The organism is Streptomyces sp. NBC_01288, assembly GCF_035982055.1.
GTDB lineage: Bacteria > Actinomycetota > Actinomycetes > Streptomycetales > Streptomycetaceae > Streptomyces.
Genome location: NZ_CP108427.1, coordinates 8,663,813 through 8,677,398, shown reverse-complemented (window position 1 = coordinate 8,677,398; position 13,586 = coordinate 8,663,813). Strand labels below are relative to the sequence as shown.

Annotated in this window: 13 protein-coding genes; 3 read left to right on the top strand and 10 right to left on the bottom strand. The window is 70.7% G+C overall.

What is annotated here, in order from left to right; all coding sequences use genetic code 11:
- Nucleotides 1-460 precede the first annotated feature (460 nt).
- Nucleotides 461-1,405, bottom strand: a complete 945-nt coding sequence (fmt, locus tag OG194_RS39080; protein WP_327405447.1) for a methionyl-tRNA formyltransferase — start codon at nucleotides 1,403-1,405, stop codon at nucleotides 461-463.
- A gap of 308 nt (nucleotides 1,406-1,713) precedes the next feature.
- Here fmt and OG194_RS39075 point away from each other — a divergent pair, with 308 nt between their 5' ends.
- Nucleotides 1,714-2,274: a hypothetical protein gene (locus tag OG194_RS39075; RefSeq protein WP_327405446.1), complete on the top strand. Its 561-nt coding sequence runs from the start codon at nucleotides 1,714-1,716 to the stop codon at nucleotides 2,272-2,274.
- A gap of 408 nt (nucleotides 2,275-2,682) precedes the next feature.
- On the opposite strand, the gene OG194_RS39070 is transcribed toward OG194_RS39075, so the two are convergent.
- Nucleotides 2,683-4,833: a primosomal protein N' gene (locus tag OG194_RS39070; RefSeq protein ID WP_327405445.1), complete on the bottom strand. Its 2,151-nt coding sequence runs from the start codon at nucleotides 4,831-4,833 to the stop codon at nucleotides 2,683-2,685.
- 61 nt (nucleotides 4,834-4,894) lie between these two features.
- Nucleotides 4,895-5,425 carry a TetR/AcrR family transcriptional regulator gene (locus tag OG194_RS39065; protein WP_327405444.1) on the bottom strand — a complete coding sequence of 177 codons (531 nt, stop codon included), beginning with the start codon at nucleotides 5,423-5,425 and terminating at the stop codon, nucleotides 4,895-4,897.
- A gap of 77 nt (nucleotides 5,426-5,502) precedes the next feature.
- Here OG194_RS39065 and OG194_RS39060 point away from each other — a divergent pair, with 77 nt between their 5' ends.
- Nucleotides 5,503-6,417 (top strand): ABC transporter ATP-binding protein, encoded by a 915-nt coding sequence (locus OG194_RS39060; RefSeq protein ID WP_327405443.1) that lies wholly within the window; start codon nucleotides 5,503-5,505, stop codon nucleotides 6,415-6,417.
- Entirely contained in the window at nucleotides 6,407-7,168 is a 762-nt protein-coding gene (locus OG194_RS39055; RefSeq protein ID WP_327405442.1) for an ABC transporter permease, read from the top strand. The genes OG194_RS39060 and OG194_RS39055 overlap by 11 nt, the downstream gene beginning before the upstream one ends.
- 77 nt (nucleotides 7,169-7,245) lie before the next feature.
- Here the strand turns inward: OG194_RS39055 and metK are convergent, their stop codons facing one another.
- The 7 genes from metK to OG194_RS39020 form a co-directional block, all read right to left on the bottom strand.
- Nucleotides 7,246-8,454 carry a methionine adenosyltransferase gene (gene metK, locus OG194_RS39050; protein WP_327405441.1) on the bottom strand — a complete coding sequence of 403 codons (1,209 nt, stop codon included), beginning with the start codon at nucleotides 8,452-8,454 and terminating at the stop codon, nucleotides 7,246-7,248.
- Between the two features lie 249 nt (nucleotides 8,455-8,703).
- Nucleotides 8,704-9,906 carry a bifunctional phosphopantothenoylcysteine decarboxylase/phosphopantothenate--cysteine ligase CoaBC gene (coaBC, locus tag OG194_RS39045; RefSeq protein WP_327405440.1) on the bottom strand — a complete coding sequence of 401 codons (1,203 nt, stop codon included), beginning with the start codon at nucleotides 9,904-9,906 and terminating at the stop codon, nucleotides 8,704-8,706.
- Nucleotides 9,907-10,027: 121 nt separating this feature from the next.
- A complete protein-coding gene (gene rpoZ / locus OG194_RS39040) occupies nucleotides 10,028-10,300 on the bottom strand; it encodes a DNA-directed RNA polymerase subunit omega (RefSeq protein WP_019059732.1) in 273 nt (90 codons plus the stop codon).
- 40 nt (nucleotides 10,301-10,340) lie between these two features.
- On the bottom strand, nucleotides 10,341-10,934 hold the full coding sequence (gene gmk / locus OG194_RS39035; RefSeq protein ID WP_327405439.1) for a guanylate kinase: 594 nt from the start codon (nucleotides 10,932-10,934) through the stop codon (nucleotides 10,341-10,343).
- 59 nt (nucleotides 10,935-10,993) lie between these two features.
- Complete coding sequence (locus tag OG194_RS39030; protein WP_019059734.1) at nucleotides 10,994-11,317, bottom strand: integration host factor; 324 nt, start codon at nucleotides 11,315-11,317, stop codon at nucleotides 10,994-10,996.
- Between the two features lie 289 nt (nucleotides 11,318-11,606).
- Nucleotides 11,607-12,452: an orotidine-5'-phosphate decarboxylase gene (pyrF, locus tag OG194_RS39025; protein WP_327405438.1), complete on the bottom strand. Its 846-nt coding sequence runs from the start codon at nucleotides 12,450-12,452 to the stop codon at nucleotides 11,607-11,609.
- Nucleotides 12,449-13,555, bottom strand: a complete 1,107-nt coding sequence (locus tag OG194_RS39020) for a quinone-dependent dihydroorotate dehydrogenase (protein ID WP_327405437.1) — start codon at nucleotides 13,553-13,555, stop codon at nucleotides 12,449-12,451. Before OG194_RS39020 ends, pyrF begins: the two co-directional genes overlap by 4 nt.
- Between the last annotated feature and the right edge of the window lie 31 nt (nucleotides 13,556-13,586).

Sequence of the window (13,586 nt, the reverse complement as noted above, 5' to 3'; positions counted from 1 at the left end):
AGGGGTTCCAGGGGTTCCAGGGGTTCCAGGGGTTCCAGGGGTTCCAGGGGTTCCGGGGTACCAGCGATCCCGGGCTGCTGGGGGTACCCCGGGTGATGGGGTACCGAAGGCCCTGCGGCGCCCTGGGTGCCGGGGTTCCGGGGTGCCGGGGTGCCGGGGTGCCGAAGACCCTGTAGTGCCCAGGGGTGCCAGGGGTCCCGGGGTGCGGAAGGCCCTCCGGTGCCAGGGGCCCCGGAGGGCTCAGCGCGTCAGGAGTACCTGGGCTCCCGGAGTGCCCGAGATACCAGGGTGTAGAGGGTTCTGCGGTGCCCGGGGCGCCAGAGGCCCCGGAGCGCCCAAGATGCCAGAGTGCCGAGGATCCTGCGGTGCCCGGAGCGCCCAAGACCCCGGGGTGCCAAGGGTCCCGAAGTACCGGGGTCCCGAAGCGCCGAAGCACGCGGGGTCCAAGAGCGCCCAAGGCCTAGGAAGCCTCGAGCGCCCCGACGCTCTCCCCCGCCCGGATCCGCGCCCCGCGCGCCCAGTCCGCCGCCCGCATCGGCTTCTTGCCCTGGGCCTGTACCCACAGCAGCTCGACGGCGTACGAACCGCTGCCCACATACACATTGTTCTTGCCGACGGCCAACGCACCGGGCGCGAGGTCGGTCCGCTCCGGCACGGGTACCGCCTGGATGAGCTTGAGCCGCTCGCCGCGGAACACGGTCCAGGCACCGGGCGCGGGCGTGCACCCGCGCACCACCCGGTCCACCCTCAGCGCGGGAGCCGCCCAATCCACCTGCGCGTCCTCGACGTTGATCTTCGGGGCGAGGGTGATGCCCTCGTTCGGCTGCGGTACGGCCTTCAGGGTGCCGTCCTCGATGCCGTCCATGGTCGCGGCGAGCAGCCCCGAGCCGGCGAACGCGAGCCGGGTGAGCAGGTCGCCGCTGGTGTCGGTGGGGCGGATCTCCTCGGTGACGGTGCCGTAGACGGGCCCGGAGTCGAGGCCCTCCTCGATGAGGAAGGTGGAGGCGCCGGTGATCTCGTCGCCGGACATGACGGAGTGCTGCACGGGGGCCGCGCCGCGCCAGGCGGGGAGCAGCGAGAAGTGCAGGTTGACCCAGCCGTGGGCGGGGATGTCGAGGGCGACGCGGGGCAGCAGTGCGCCGTAGGCGACGACGGGACAGCAGTCGGGGGCGATCTCCCGCAAGCGCTCCAGGAACTCCGGGTCGCGGGGCTTGCCGGGCTTCAGCACCTCGATGCCCGCCTCCTCGGCCCGCTCGGCGACGGGACTCGCCACCAGCCTGCGCCCACGACCGGCCGGCGCGTCGGGCCGCGTGACGACGGCGGCCACCTCGTGCCGCCCGGAGGCGATCAGGGCGTCCAGGGCGGGAACGGCGACCTCGGGGGTACCGGCGAAGACGAGCTTCATGGGAGGGTTCGGGCCTCTCGGGCGGAGGTGGGCGGGCAGCGCACCAGTCTATGGCGCGTCCCGGCAAGCGCGCCCGGCGGCTCACACCCGTCAACTCACTGACAACTCACCGTCAACTCACCGAGAACTCCCCCCAACTCCCCGGCGCCCGCAGCGCACACCGATTCAGCGGGGGCGTACGCATATGCCCCTACGCCCCCTTCGCGTGACCAGCGGAGCGCACACGCGTTGGTCAAGAAAGAGTTGACCTCCTTGGGCCGCATTCGCGCGGCCCGATCCTTTTCAACGCCGGTTCGAGAGGCTTGTTCATGGCCGACCACGCAACCCACGACGCCCAGGCTCGGGCCAGCCTGCACTTGCTGGTGCGGGACATCGAGCGGGTCCGCCGGCAGGTGGACGCACTGCGCACGCTCACCGCCCAGCTGGGCAACGTCTACCGCCCGCGCCGCTCCGGCCCGTCCACGGGCTTCGTCGTCTACGGACGTGCTCCCGCCCCGACGGTCCGTCTCGCGCAGGAGCTGCGGGACAGTGTCGAGACCCTGGTCACGGCCGCCGTGGACTTCGACCGCTCACTCGGCTTCTCGTGGGACGCGGTGGGCTCGGCCCTGGGTGTCACCAAGCAGGCGGTCCACCGCCGCTACGGCGCCCGCCGCGCCGCGACCCAGGCCGCGGCCGACGCCGAGCGCACGACGGAGGCGGCGACGACCCGCCCGGTGGCCGTCAACACGGGCCTCCCGACCATGCCCACGATGCCCGTCCTCCCCACGGTCCCCGCGGCCCGCTCCATGCCGACCCAGCCCACAGCAGGCAGCCCCACCCTCCGCGAAGAGACCAGGCCCACAGCCTTCCCCAGCCCCCGCAACGGCTGACCCCCACCCGAACCTTGCCTGCCTCCCGGCGAAAACCCGGGAGGCAGCGGCATACCAAACCCCGCTCGCCTGCATGCAGCACCCACGAACGGCGGACCGCCGACGGCGAGAACCCACGGCAAAGGTCGATGTCTCAGCCAGCCGTAAACGCCGGGAACGCGGACGCACTCACACCGAACAGCCGCCAGCGGCGAACCCCGCGACGCCAAAGCCCTACCCTCAAAAGACGGCGACCGGCGAGCGCCCCCGCGACAACCGCTGCCCGCTGCCCGCTGCCCGCTGCCCGCTGCCCGCTGCCCGCTGCCCGCCAACGGCGAGAACCCCCACAGGAAACGTCCACCTCTCAACGAACGGTGAACGGGCGGTGCGCGGGTGGGAGACAAACCGAGGCCGAAGGCCGAGGGAACCTCACCCAATATCCGGCGGATCAACCCGCACCCGCACCACATCCCCCCCACCCCGAGCCATCCGAGCAGCCTGCGCAGCCTTCAACGCCGCAGCCAACGCCCCCCCGCTCCCCGGCCGCACCCGAATCAACGCCCGCACCCACTCCTCCCCCACAGCCGGCCCCCCCACCCGCCGAGCTGCCCCCCCACCCAAAACAACCGGCACCGCCACAGGCCCCAACACCTCGGCATCAGAAGGCAGTTCAGCAGCGGCAAGAAACTCCGCGACAGCCCCCGCGACCCCCGCCACCGCGGCCATCCGAGAAACCGGCGGAAACCCCAACTCCCCCCGCTCCGCAAGCTCCCGCACCGCATGCCCAACGGGATCCCACCGCACCAACGCCTGCACAGGCCGCAAGGTAGGTTCCGCCACCACAACCACAGTCCCCCCACCCCCCTGCGGCCGCACCAACGAACTCGCCGCGATCCACCGCCGCAAAGCGTCCTCCCCGGCCCGCAGATCAGGCCGCCCCAGCATCGCCCACCCGTCCAGCAACAACGCCGCCGCATACCCCCCGTCGGCAACCGGCTCGGCCCCCGGCGTACTCACGACCAACGCAGGCGTCCCCGGCACCGTGTCAAGCACCTGCTCCCGCCCGGACGTCCGCACCGGCACCGCAGGAAACGCCCGACCCAACTCCTCCGCGGTCCGCCGCGCGCCCACCACCTGAGCCCGCAACCGGAACCCCCCGCACTCGGGACAGTGCCAGGAGCTCTCCTCGACCCCGCACCACCCACACCGCAGCACGCCCCCGTCCTGCCCCTCCAACGGCCCCGCACAGTGCCGGCACCGCGCGGCGGCCCGACACTGAGCACACGCCATCCGCGGCACATACCCCCGCCGAGGCACCTGCACCAGCACGGGCCCATGCTTCAGCCCTTCTCTCACCGCCTGCCAAGCCAACGTAGGCAACCGCGCGGCCCGAGCCGCCTCGTCCCGCGCCAAGTCCCCGTCCCCCACGGTCCGTACGAGCGGCGCGGCCCCCCGCACCTGCTCCCGCGACGCGACCAACGGCCGCGCCCACCCGCTCTCCACGAGCTGCGCGGCCTCCACCGTGCAACTCCAACTCCCCAACAAGAAACCGCACTTGTCCAACGCGGCCCGCAACAGCAGCACATCCCGCGCATGCGGCTGCGGCGCGTGCGGCTCGCTGTGACTCCCGTCCCCGTCGTCCCAGATCGCGACAAGCCCCAGATCCTGCACCGGCGCGAACATCGCGGCCCGCGTCCCGACGACCGCGCGCACGGACCCCCGCCGCACGGCCAGCCACTGCCGATACCGCTTCTCGGGCCCGGCATCGGCGGTGAGCAGCGCATGCCGCCCCTCCCCCAACAGTGCGGTCAACGCGGCGTCGACCCGCCCGGCGGCCCGCCCGTCCGGTACGACGACGAGCGCCCCGCGCCCGGAGGCTAGCGTCGCGGCGACGGCCCGAGCGATCTCCTCGCTCCACTCGGGCCCCGGCAGCGTGTTCCACACAGCCCGCGGCGCACCCCCCGAGGCAAGCGCCTCCAGAAACCCGGCCCCCCGCTCGTACCGCGCCCAGGACCCCACCTCGGGCACCTCGGGCGGCGGCAACGGCGCCGGCGACGCCTTCTGCTCGGCGCGAGCACTACGCGGCGGCACGGCGAGTTGCAGCACATCGGCAAGGCTCCCGGCATACCGATCGGCAACGGCCCGAGCGAGCCCCAACAGCTCTTCACTCAGCACCGGCTCGGGCGACACGACCTGCGCCAGCGCGGCAAGCGGCCCGGAGTAGTCGGACTCGGCCAGCCGCTCGACAAGAAACCCGTCGATCAGCCCCCCGCCCTCGCGCCGCCCGTCCCGCACCCGATGCCGCCCGGCCCCGAACCGCACCCGAACCCGCACCCCGGGCTGCGCGTCGGCGTCCAGCTCCTCCGGCACCGCATAGTCGAAGTACCGATCAAGATGCAGCACCCCCTTGTCGACAAGCACCCGCGCGACGGGCAACTCCTTGGCCAACGCGGCCCCCCGCCACGTCCGCGGCTTGGCCTTCGGCCCCTTCGCCTGCCGCACACTCTCCCGAATCAGCGCAAGCTGCTCAGGCGGCGCACCCTCCGCCCCACCGTCCCGTTCCCCATCAGCGCTGCTCACCCTTGCATTCTTACCAAACCCGACTGACAACGACCGCAGCCCGCCGTACGCACACGCCCCGCTAGCCCTCGGCGAGGAGCCGGACGATGAGGTCTTCGGCGAAAGCCATGTCCGCGTCCGGGTCGCTCTCCCGGAACCGCCCCCCGGCCTCCGAGGCGGCGAACCCGAGCATGAACGTGGACAGCAGCCGCTCGGCCCGCGGAATCCGCTCCTCCTGGAGACCGGCGGCGCGTAGGGCACCGTAGACCGCGTTCCGAGGCCCGACGGCCCCCGGTGTGACCGCCGGCCGCTGGAAGAGCAGCAGGAACAGGTCGGGGTGGCGCCGGGCCGTGGCCCGCATGCTGCGGGCGAGCAGGCGCAGTTGCTCACGCCAGTCGAGCCCGGGACCGGGCACCTCGATCTCCAGCAGCAGCCGCTCCACGAGGCCGTCGAGGAGTCCCTGCTTGTCGCCGACATGCCGGTAGAGCGTCATCGGGTTCACGTCGAGCTCCTGCGCGACGGCCCGCATCGTGACGGCCGCCAGCCCCTTCCGGGTCGCCAACTCCCATGTCACGTCCAGCACTTGATCACGACTGATCCGCCGTGGCGTCACTTGACATCCTCCCTCGGAGCTACGTATACACAGTATACGTATACGTTGTATATACCGACGGAATCGAGGGAGTGCCCATGCTGACCGTCACCGGCCTGCGCAAACGCTGGGGCCCCGTCCAGGCCCTCGACGGCTTCGACCTCCACATCGAACCCGGCGAGATCTGCGGCCTGATCGGCCACAACGGCGCCGGCAAAACCACCTTCGCCCGCACGGTCGCCGGCCTGGAGCACCCCGACGCGGGCACAGTCCACGCAGCCGGAGTGGACCTCGCCACGGCCCCACGCTCCGCCCACACCCTGATCGGCCTGGCCCCCCAGGAACTGGCCCTCTACCCCACCGCCACCCTCCTCCAGAACCTGCGCCTCTACGGCGGCCTCGCCGGCCTGCGCCGCACCGAACTCCGCGCCGAACTGACCGCCGTAGCCGAGGAGTTGCTCCTCACCGACGTACTCGACCGCCCCGTCGCGACTCTCTCCGGCGGCCAGCAGCGCCGCGCCCAGGCGGCCACGGTCCTCCTCCCCCGCCCCCGCGTCCTGCTGCTCGACGAACCCACCGTCGGCGCCGACCCCACCACCCGCGAAGCGCTGCTACGACTCGTCAGGACCCGCGCCGACGAAGGCGCCGCGATCTGCTACACCACGCACTACCTACCGGAGTTGGAGCACCTGGACGCCACGCTCGCGGTCGCCGCGTCCGGCCGCGTGATCGCCCGCGGCAACCGCGCCGACCTCCTCGACGGCCTGCCCGGCGAGGTCACCATGACGTTCAACGGCCCCGTACCCGGGCACCTGACACAAGCCTCGACCGCCCCCGGCGAACTGCGCTTCAGCACCACGGACCCGGCACAGGAACTGACCCGGATCCTCCGGGACTTGGGCCCCGACACCACCCGAGTCCGCTCGGCCGCGATCCGCGAACCATCACTGGACGACCTCTACCGCGGCCTGGCCACCGGCCAACTCCCCACGGAGACCAGCGATGCGGCCTGACCTCACATGGACCACGTCCCGCCGCACCTGGGCCATGACCCGCCACACCCTCGTCCTGCTCGTCCGGGACCCGGGAACCCCCGTCGCCTACACCGTCATGTCCCTGGTGCTGCTGAGCGTGCTCCACCCGGTGTACGACCGCCTGGCCACCCCCGGCACACCGGGCATCGTGCAGGCCGCTCCGGGCATCGCGGTGATGTTCACACTGCTGGCCCTGGACGTGGCCGGCCAACTCCTGCTCTCCGAACGCACTTGGCACACCTGGGACCGCCTGCGCTCCGGCCCGGCGTCCCCCACGACCATCCTGGCCGGCAAAGCGGCCCCCTTGATCGCACTCTTCCTGATCCAGCAGGCCGTCCTCTTCCTCTTCGCGACCGCGGCCTTCGGCTTCCCTCTCGCCGCCGGCACCTGGCGCGTCCCCCTGCTGGCCCTCCTCTGGGCGGCCTGCGTCACCTCCTGCGGCCTGGCACTCGGCGTCCACGCCCGCACCCAGGGCCAGTTGGCCGCCGCCTCCGACATCGGCGCCCTCACGATCGCCTGCCTCAGCGGCTGCCTGGTCCCCCTCACCCCCCTCACCGTCCTCCCCCACTGGGTCTCCACGGTGGCCCCCGCGACCCTGGGCTACTGGGCCCTCCACGGCTTCCAGTCAGCCGTCACCGGCGACACCCAGGCCTACGCACACTCGACGGCGGTCATCGCGGCCGTCACAGCGGCGGCACTCCTCATCTCGGCCCGCGGCATCCGCCGCTGACGCCGGTGAGAAACACCGAGGCCCGGCTCCCCCCAAGGGAAACCGGGCCTCGCAGAGCCTGACGAACGACGCGGAACCTACAGTCCAGCGGCCTTGCGCAGCGCGTCCACGCGGTCGGTGCGCTCCCACGTGAAGTCGGGGATCTCGCGGCCGAAGTGGCCGTAGGCCGCGGTCTGGGCGTAGATCGGGCGCAGCAGGTCCAGGTCGCGGATGATGGCGGCCGGACGCAGGTCGAAGACCTCGTCGATCGCCTTCTCGATCCGGTCCGTGTCGACCTTGGCCGTGCCGAACGTCTCGACGAACAGACCCACCGGCTCGGCCTTGCCGATCGCGTACGCCACCTGGACCTCGCAGCGCGAGGCGAGGCCCGCGGCGACGACGTTCTTGGCGACCCAGCGCATCGCGTACGCCGCCGAACGGTCCACCTTGGACGGGTCCTTGCCCGAGAACGCGCCGCCACCGTGACGGGCCATGCCGCCGTACGTGTCGATGATGATCTTCCGGCCGGTCAGACCGGCGTCGCCCATCGGGCCGCCGATCTCGAAGCGGCCGGTCGGGTTGACGAGCAGGCGGTAGCCGTCGGTGTCGAGCTTGATGCCCTCTTCCACGAGCGCCTTCAGCTCGGCCTCGACCACGAACTCGCGGATGTCGGGGGCGAGGAGGGACTCCAGGTCGATGTCCGACGCGTGCTGCGAGGAGACGACCACGGTGTCGAGGCGGACGGCCTTGTCGCCGTCGTACTCGATGGTGACCTGGGTCTTGCCGTCGGGGCGCAGGTACGGGATCGTCCCGTTCTTGCGGACCTCCGAGAGGCGCTTGGCGAGGCGGTGCGCCAGGAAGATCGGGAGGGGCATCAGCGTCGGCGTCTCGTCCGTCGCGTAGCCGAACATCAGGCCCTGGTCGCCCGCGCCCTGCTTGTCGAGCTCGTCGTCGTCGCCCTCGACACGGTTCTCGTACGCCGTGTCGACACCCTGCGCGATGTCCGGGGACTGCGCGCCGATGGACACCGACACGCCGCAGGAGGCGCCGTCGAAGCCCTTCTTGGAGGAGTCGTAGCCGATCTCCAGGATCTTGTCGCGGACGAGCTGCGCGATGGGCGCGTAGGTCTTGGTGGTGACCTCACCGGCCACGTGCACCAGGCCGGTCGTGATCAGCGTCTCGACGGCGACCCGGGAGGTCGGGTCCTCCGCCAGAAGCGCGTCGAGAATGGTGTCGCTGATCTGGTCAGCGATCTTGTCGGGGTGACCTTCGGTCACGGACTCCGAGGTGAAAAGGCGACGGGACACAACGCTCCCTGAGGTTGCAGCGGCTGCTGGCTGATCATTGGCGGACGGACGGGAGCTGCGCCCGACATCGTCCGAGAACAGTTTATCGGTCGCGGTCGACAGACGGTCCACCTGTCTCGCCTCTCGGGAAACGCTGTGACCTGCGGCACGCGCATTTTGCCGAATGCCGAGTGCCGTTGGCCAGACCCGCCACGCACCAATGTCAGGTTTCGGCGAACTGACAGACGACTGACAGATGGCTGAAACAATTCAGGCGAGACGGTGTGCGACCAGGTCCCACACGGTCTCGGCCAGGGCTTCCTTGGGACCGTACGGAATGGCGGTCTCGCTTCCGTCGACGCCCAGTACAACCGCCTCGTTCTCCTCGGAGCCGAACGTCTTGCGCTCCCCCACCTCGTTCACCACCAGCAGATCGCACCCTTTGCGGGCCAGTTTGGTACGGCCGTTGGCGAGGACGTCGTCCGTCTCGGCGGCGAACCCGACGACCACCTGGCCGGGGCGGGCCCGGTCGGCGGAGATCTCCGCGAGGATGTCCGGATTCCGCACCAGGACGATCGGGTCGGGTTCCTTGTCGTCCTTCTTCTTGATCTTCCCGGTCGCGTACTCCGCCGGCCGGAAGTCCGCGACCGCCGCGGCCATGACGACCGCGTCCGCGTCCGCGGCGGCCTTCAGCACCGCTTCCCGCAGCTGTACGGCGGTCCCGACCGGGACGACGTCCACGCCCGCCGGGTCCGGCAGTCCCGTGTTCGCGGCGATCAGCGTGACCCGGGCCCCCCGGGCGGCGGCGGTGCGCGCGAGGGCGTAACCCTGCTTGCCGGAAGAGCGGTTGCCGAGGAAGCGGACCGGGTCGAGGGGCTCGCGGGTGCCGCCGGCGCTGACGACGACGTGCCGGCCCGTGAGGTCGGGCTCGGTGACACCCCGCGCGAGCACCCGGCGGCAGACCTCGAAGATCTCGGTGGGGTCGGGCAGTCGGCCCTTGCCGGTGTCGACGCCGGTCAGCCGGCCGACGGCCGGTTCGATCACGACGGCGCCGCGGCGGCGCAGTGTCGCCACGTTCTCCTGGGTGGCCGGGTGTTCCCACATCTCCGTGTGCATGGCGGGCGCGAAGACGACCGGACAGCGGGCGGTGAGAAGGGTGTTGGTGAGGAGGTCGTCGGCCAGGCCGTGGGCCGCCTTCGCCAGCATGTCGGTCGTCGCCGGTGCCACGATCACCAGGTCGGCGCTCTGTCCGATACGCACGTGCGGGACCTCGTGCACGTCGTCCCACACCTCGGTCGAGACGGGGTGCCCGGAGAGCGCGGACCAGGTGGCCGCGCCGACGAAGTGCAGGGCGGACGCGGTGGGTACGACACGGACGTCGTGCCCCGACTCCGTCAGTCTGCGCAGCAGCTCGCACGCCTTGTACGCGGCGATGCCACCGCTGACCCCCAGAACGACCTTGGGCTTGTCCACCGTCTCTCCCCGAATTCGGAAACGTGCGTGCGACTCGTACGACTCGTGCGACCTGTACGACTCCATGACACACCACAGGCCCGACAGTCGCTGCCGGGCCTGTGGATAAAGCTGCTGCGTCTCAGGTCGCGGGGCCCTCGACGGCCTCGGAGGTCAGCAGACCCGCGTTGATCTCGCGCAGGGCGATGGAGAGCGGCTTCTCGTGGACGTGGGTGTCGACGAGCGGACCGACGTACTCCAGGAGGCCCTCGCCGAGCTGCGAGTAGTACGCGTTGATCTGACGGGCACGCTTGGCGGCGTAGATCACGAGGCTGTACTTCGAATCGGTGGCCTCAAGAAGCTCGTCGATCGGAGGGTTGATGATGCCCTCGGGAGCGGTGATGGAAGAGGACACGCTCTGCCTTCCGAAAGATGGGATGAGATCGGAAAAACGATCACACAACTTCCATCAAGGCTAGCAGCTCGCGCGCTACGTCCTCGACGGAGGTGTTGACCAGGGTCGCGTCGAACTCGGGCTCCGCCGCGAGCTCGATCTTGGCCGCGTCCAGGCGGCGCTCGATCACCTCGGGCGGCTCGGTGCCCCGTCCGGTGAGCCGGCGCACCAGCTCCTCCCAGGAGGGAGGGGCCAGGAACACCGAGTGCGCCTCGGACATGGACTCGCGGACCTGCCGGGCACCCTGGAGATCGATCTCCAGGAGGACCGGCACACCGGACTCCAGGTGTTCGAGCACAGCCGTACGCGGCGTGCCGTAGCGGTTGCCGGCGAATTCGGCCCACTCCAGCAGCTCGCCGTTGGCGATCAGCTTGTCCATCTCCTCGTCGGAGACGAAGAAGTAGTGGACGCCGTGCTTCTCGCCGGGGCGGGGCCTGCGGGTCGTCGCCGACACCGAGAGCCACACCTCGGGGTGTTGCTTGCGCATATGGGCGACGACCGTGCTCTTGCCGACCCCAGAGGGGCCGGAGAGCACGGTCAGCCGCGGACGTACGTCCGGGGGCTCGGGGGTCGTCCCCCGGAATGTTGCAGCCATGCAGCGATTATTCCAGCAATCCCGGTGTGCCCGGGACTCCTGGTCCGGAGTGACCGGACTCAGGAACCAGTGCTGCCGAACTCACGCTCCAGGGAGGCGATCTGGTTGGAACCAAGGCCACGGACACGGCGGCTCTCGGAGATACCGAGTCGCTCCATGATCTGCTTGGCGCGGACTTTGCCCACGCCGGGCAGGGACTCAAGCAGGGCGGAGACCTTCATCTTGCCGATGACGTCGTTCTCCTGGCCCTGCTTGATGACGTCATGCAGGGAGGCGCCGGAGTGCTTGAGTCGATTCTTGACCTCGGCCCGCTCCCGGCGAGCCGCGGCGGCCTTTTCGAGCGCGGCTGCGCGCTGTTCAGGGGTAAGGGGCGGAAGAGCCACGCCTACGTCACCTCGGATGTCGAACTGTCGGATACGGACCGGTGAGGAACCTAGTCGCCCCACACCTGGGGAGCTACGAGCAACACGCTTGCCCGTTAACTCTGCTCGGAGACTAGCGGCCAGGGACGCCAGAGTCAGCGAGAACAGAGGAAAAGTCCTGGTCAGCCTGCGCCAGGACGGACATTTCCGGCATAACGCCCCTGATTTGAGGATGTATTCAGACTCAAGTCGCTCCGGAGTCGCTCGTCGAGCCACTCATCGGAGGACTCGATCGACCCGTTCGAACACCTCAGACGGTCGCAAAGGCGACGCGGATCTCCTCCGCGAAGCCGTCCGAGGCCGTCCGCAGGGCTCCCACGTCGGGACCGTGACGTAGAACACTCCGGCTCACGTTCGGGACGACGTTGCGCAGCGCCTTCCCGAAGACCCCGGGGAGATCGGCCGGAGTGGCCCCCTGAGCCCCGACTCCGGGCGCGAGGAGCGGACCGTTGATGTCGAGGTCGTACGACGACAGGTCCCCCAGCGTGGCGCCGATGACCGCCCCGAAGGAGCCCAGGGGCTTCTCCCCCGTGTTCTCTGCGGCGAGGTGGGCCAGCATGGTCGCTCCGACGTTCCGGCCGTCCGCGCGGACCGCGTGCTGCACCTCGCCGCCCTCCGGGTTGGAGGTCAGCGCGAGCACGAAGAGCCCGGCGCCGCTCTCGCGGGCCAGGGCGATCGCCGGGGCGAGCGAGCCGTAGCCGAGATACGGCGAGACGGTCAGCGCGTCGGAGAACAGCGGGGAGTCCTTCCGGAGGAAGGACTCGGCGTACGCGGCCATGGTCGAGCCGATGTCGCCGCGCTTGGCGTCCATCACGACGAGCGCGCCGGCCGCCCGTGCCTCCTCGACGGACTTCTCCAGGACGGCGATCCCGCGTGAGCCGAAGCGCTCGAAGAACGCGCTCTGCGGCTTGAGGACGGCGACCCGGTCGGCGAGAGCCTCGACGACCGTGCGGCTGAACCGTTCCAGGCCGGCCACGTCGTCGTTCAGGCCCCACTCGGTGAGCAGCGAGGCGTGCGGGTCGATGCCGACGCAGAGCGGGCCGCGTTCGTCCATGGCCCGGCGGAGACGTGCGCCGAAGGGTTCGAGAGGGCTCATACCGGCTTCCTTGCGTCGGCGCCGACCGCGTCGGCGAGAGTGGCGTACGGGCTCGTGCGCAGGCGTGCGGCGAGGCCCTTGTGGATGGTGCGGCCCCAGAAGGGCCCTTCGTAGATGAAGGCGCTGTAGCCCTGCACGAGCGTGGCGCCGGCGAGGATGCGCTGCCAGGCGTCCTCGGCGTTCTCGATGCCGCCGACGCCCACGAGGGTGATGCGGTCACCCACGCGTGCGTAGAGGCGGCGCAGTACCTCCAGGGAACGAGCCTTCAGCGGGGCTCCGGACAGTCCGCCGGTCTCCTTGACGAGTTCGGGTTCGGATGTCAGACCGAGGCCCTCGCGCGCGATGGTGGTGTTCGTGGCGATGATGCCGTCCAGGCCGAGTTCCAGGGCAAGGTCGGCGACGGCGTCCACGTCCTCGTCGGCGAGGTCCGGGGCGATCTTCACCAGGAGCGGGACGTGTCGGTCGGTCACGGCGCGGTCGGCGGCCTCGCGGACGGCGCTCAGCAGCGGGCGCAGCGCCTCGGTCGCCTGGAGGTTGCGCAGCCCGGGCGTGTTGGGTGACGACACGTTGACGACGAGATAGTCGGCGTGCCGGGCGAGCCGCTCGGTCGACTTCACGTAGTCGCCGACGGCCTCCTCCTCGGGTACGACCTTGGTCTTGCCGATGTTGACGCCCACGACGGTCCGGAAGACCGCCGCACGCGCCTCCAGACGGGCCGCCACGGCCGCGGAGCCCTCGTTGTTGAAGCCCATGCGGTTGATGAGCGCCCGGTCCGGCACGAGGCGGAACAGCCGCTTCTTGGGGTTGCCGGGCTGCGGCTCCCCCGTGACCGTGCCGATCTCGACGTGGTCGAAGCCGAGCATCGACATGCCGTCGATCGCGACCGCGTTCTTGTCGAAGCCCGCCGCGAGCCCGAAGGGGCCGTGCATGCGCAGCCCGAACGCCTCCGTGCGCAGCTCCTCGTACCGGGGCGCGAGGGCGGCCGCGACGAACGTCCGCAGCACGGGGATGCGGGCGGCGAGCCGGATCCAGCGGAAGGCGAGGTGATGGGCCTGCTCCGGGTCCATCCGTTTGAAGACCAGACGGAAGAAAAGCTTGTACATGTCTCAGGTGTCCTTCGAAACCTCGTGAGCC

Coding starts and splice junctions, on each gene's coding strand:
- fmt (WP_327405447.1), bottom strand. CDS start 1,405: ATGAAGCTCGTCTTCGCCGGTACCCCCGAGGTCGCCGTTCCCGCCCTG.
- OG194_RS39075 (WP_327405446.1), top strand. CDS start 1,714: ATGGCCGACCACGCAACCCACGACGCCCAGGCTCGGGCCAGCCTGCAC.
- OG194_RS39060 (WP_327405443.1), top strand. CDS start 5,503: ATGCTGACCGTCACCGGCCTGCGCAAACGCTGGGGCCCCGTCCAGGCC.
- OG194_RS39055 (WP_327405442.1), top strand. CDS start 6,407: ATGCGGCCTGACCTCACATGGACCACGTCCCGCCGCACCTGGGCCATG.
- gmk (WP_327405439.1), bottom strand. CDS start 10,934: ATGGCTGCAACATTCCGGGGGACGACCCCCGAGCCCCCGGACGTACGT.
- pyrF (WP_327405438.1), bottom strand. CDS start 12,452: ATGAGCCCTCTCGAACCCTTCGGCGCACGTCTCCGCCGGGCCATGGAC.
- OG194_RS39020 (WP_327405437.1), bottom strand. CDS start 13,555: ATGTACAAGCTTTTCTTCCGTCTGGTCTTCAAACGGATGGACCCGGAG.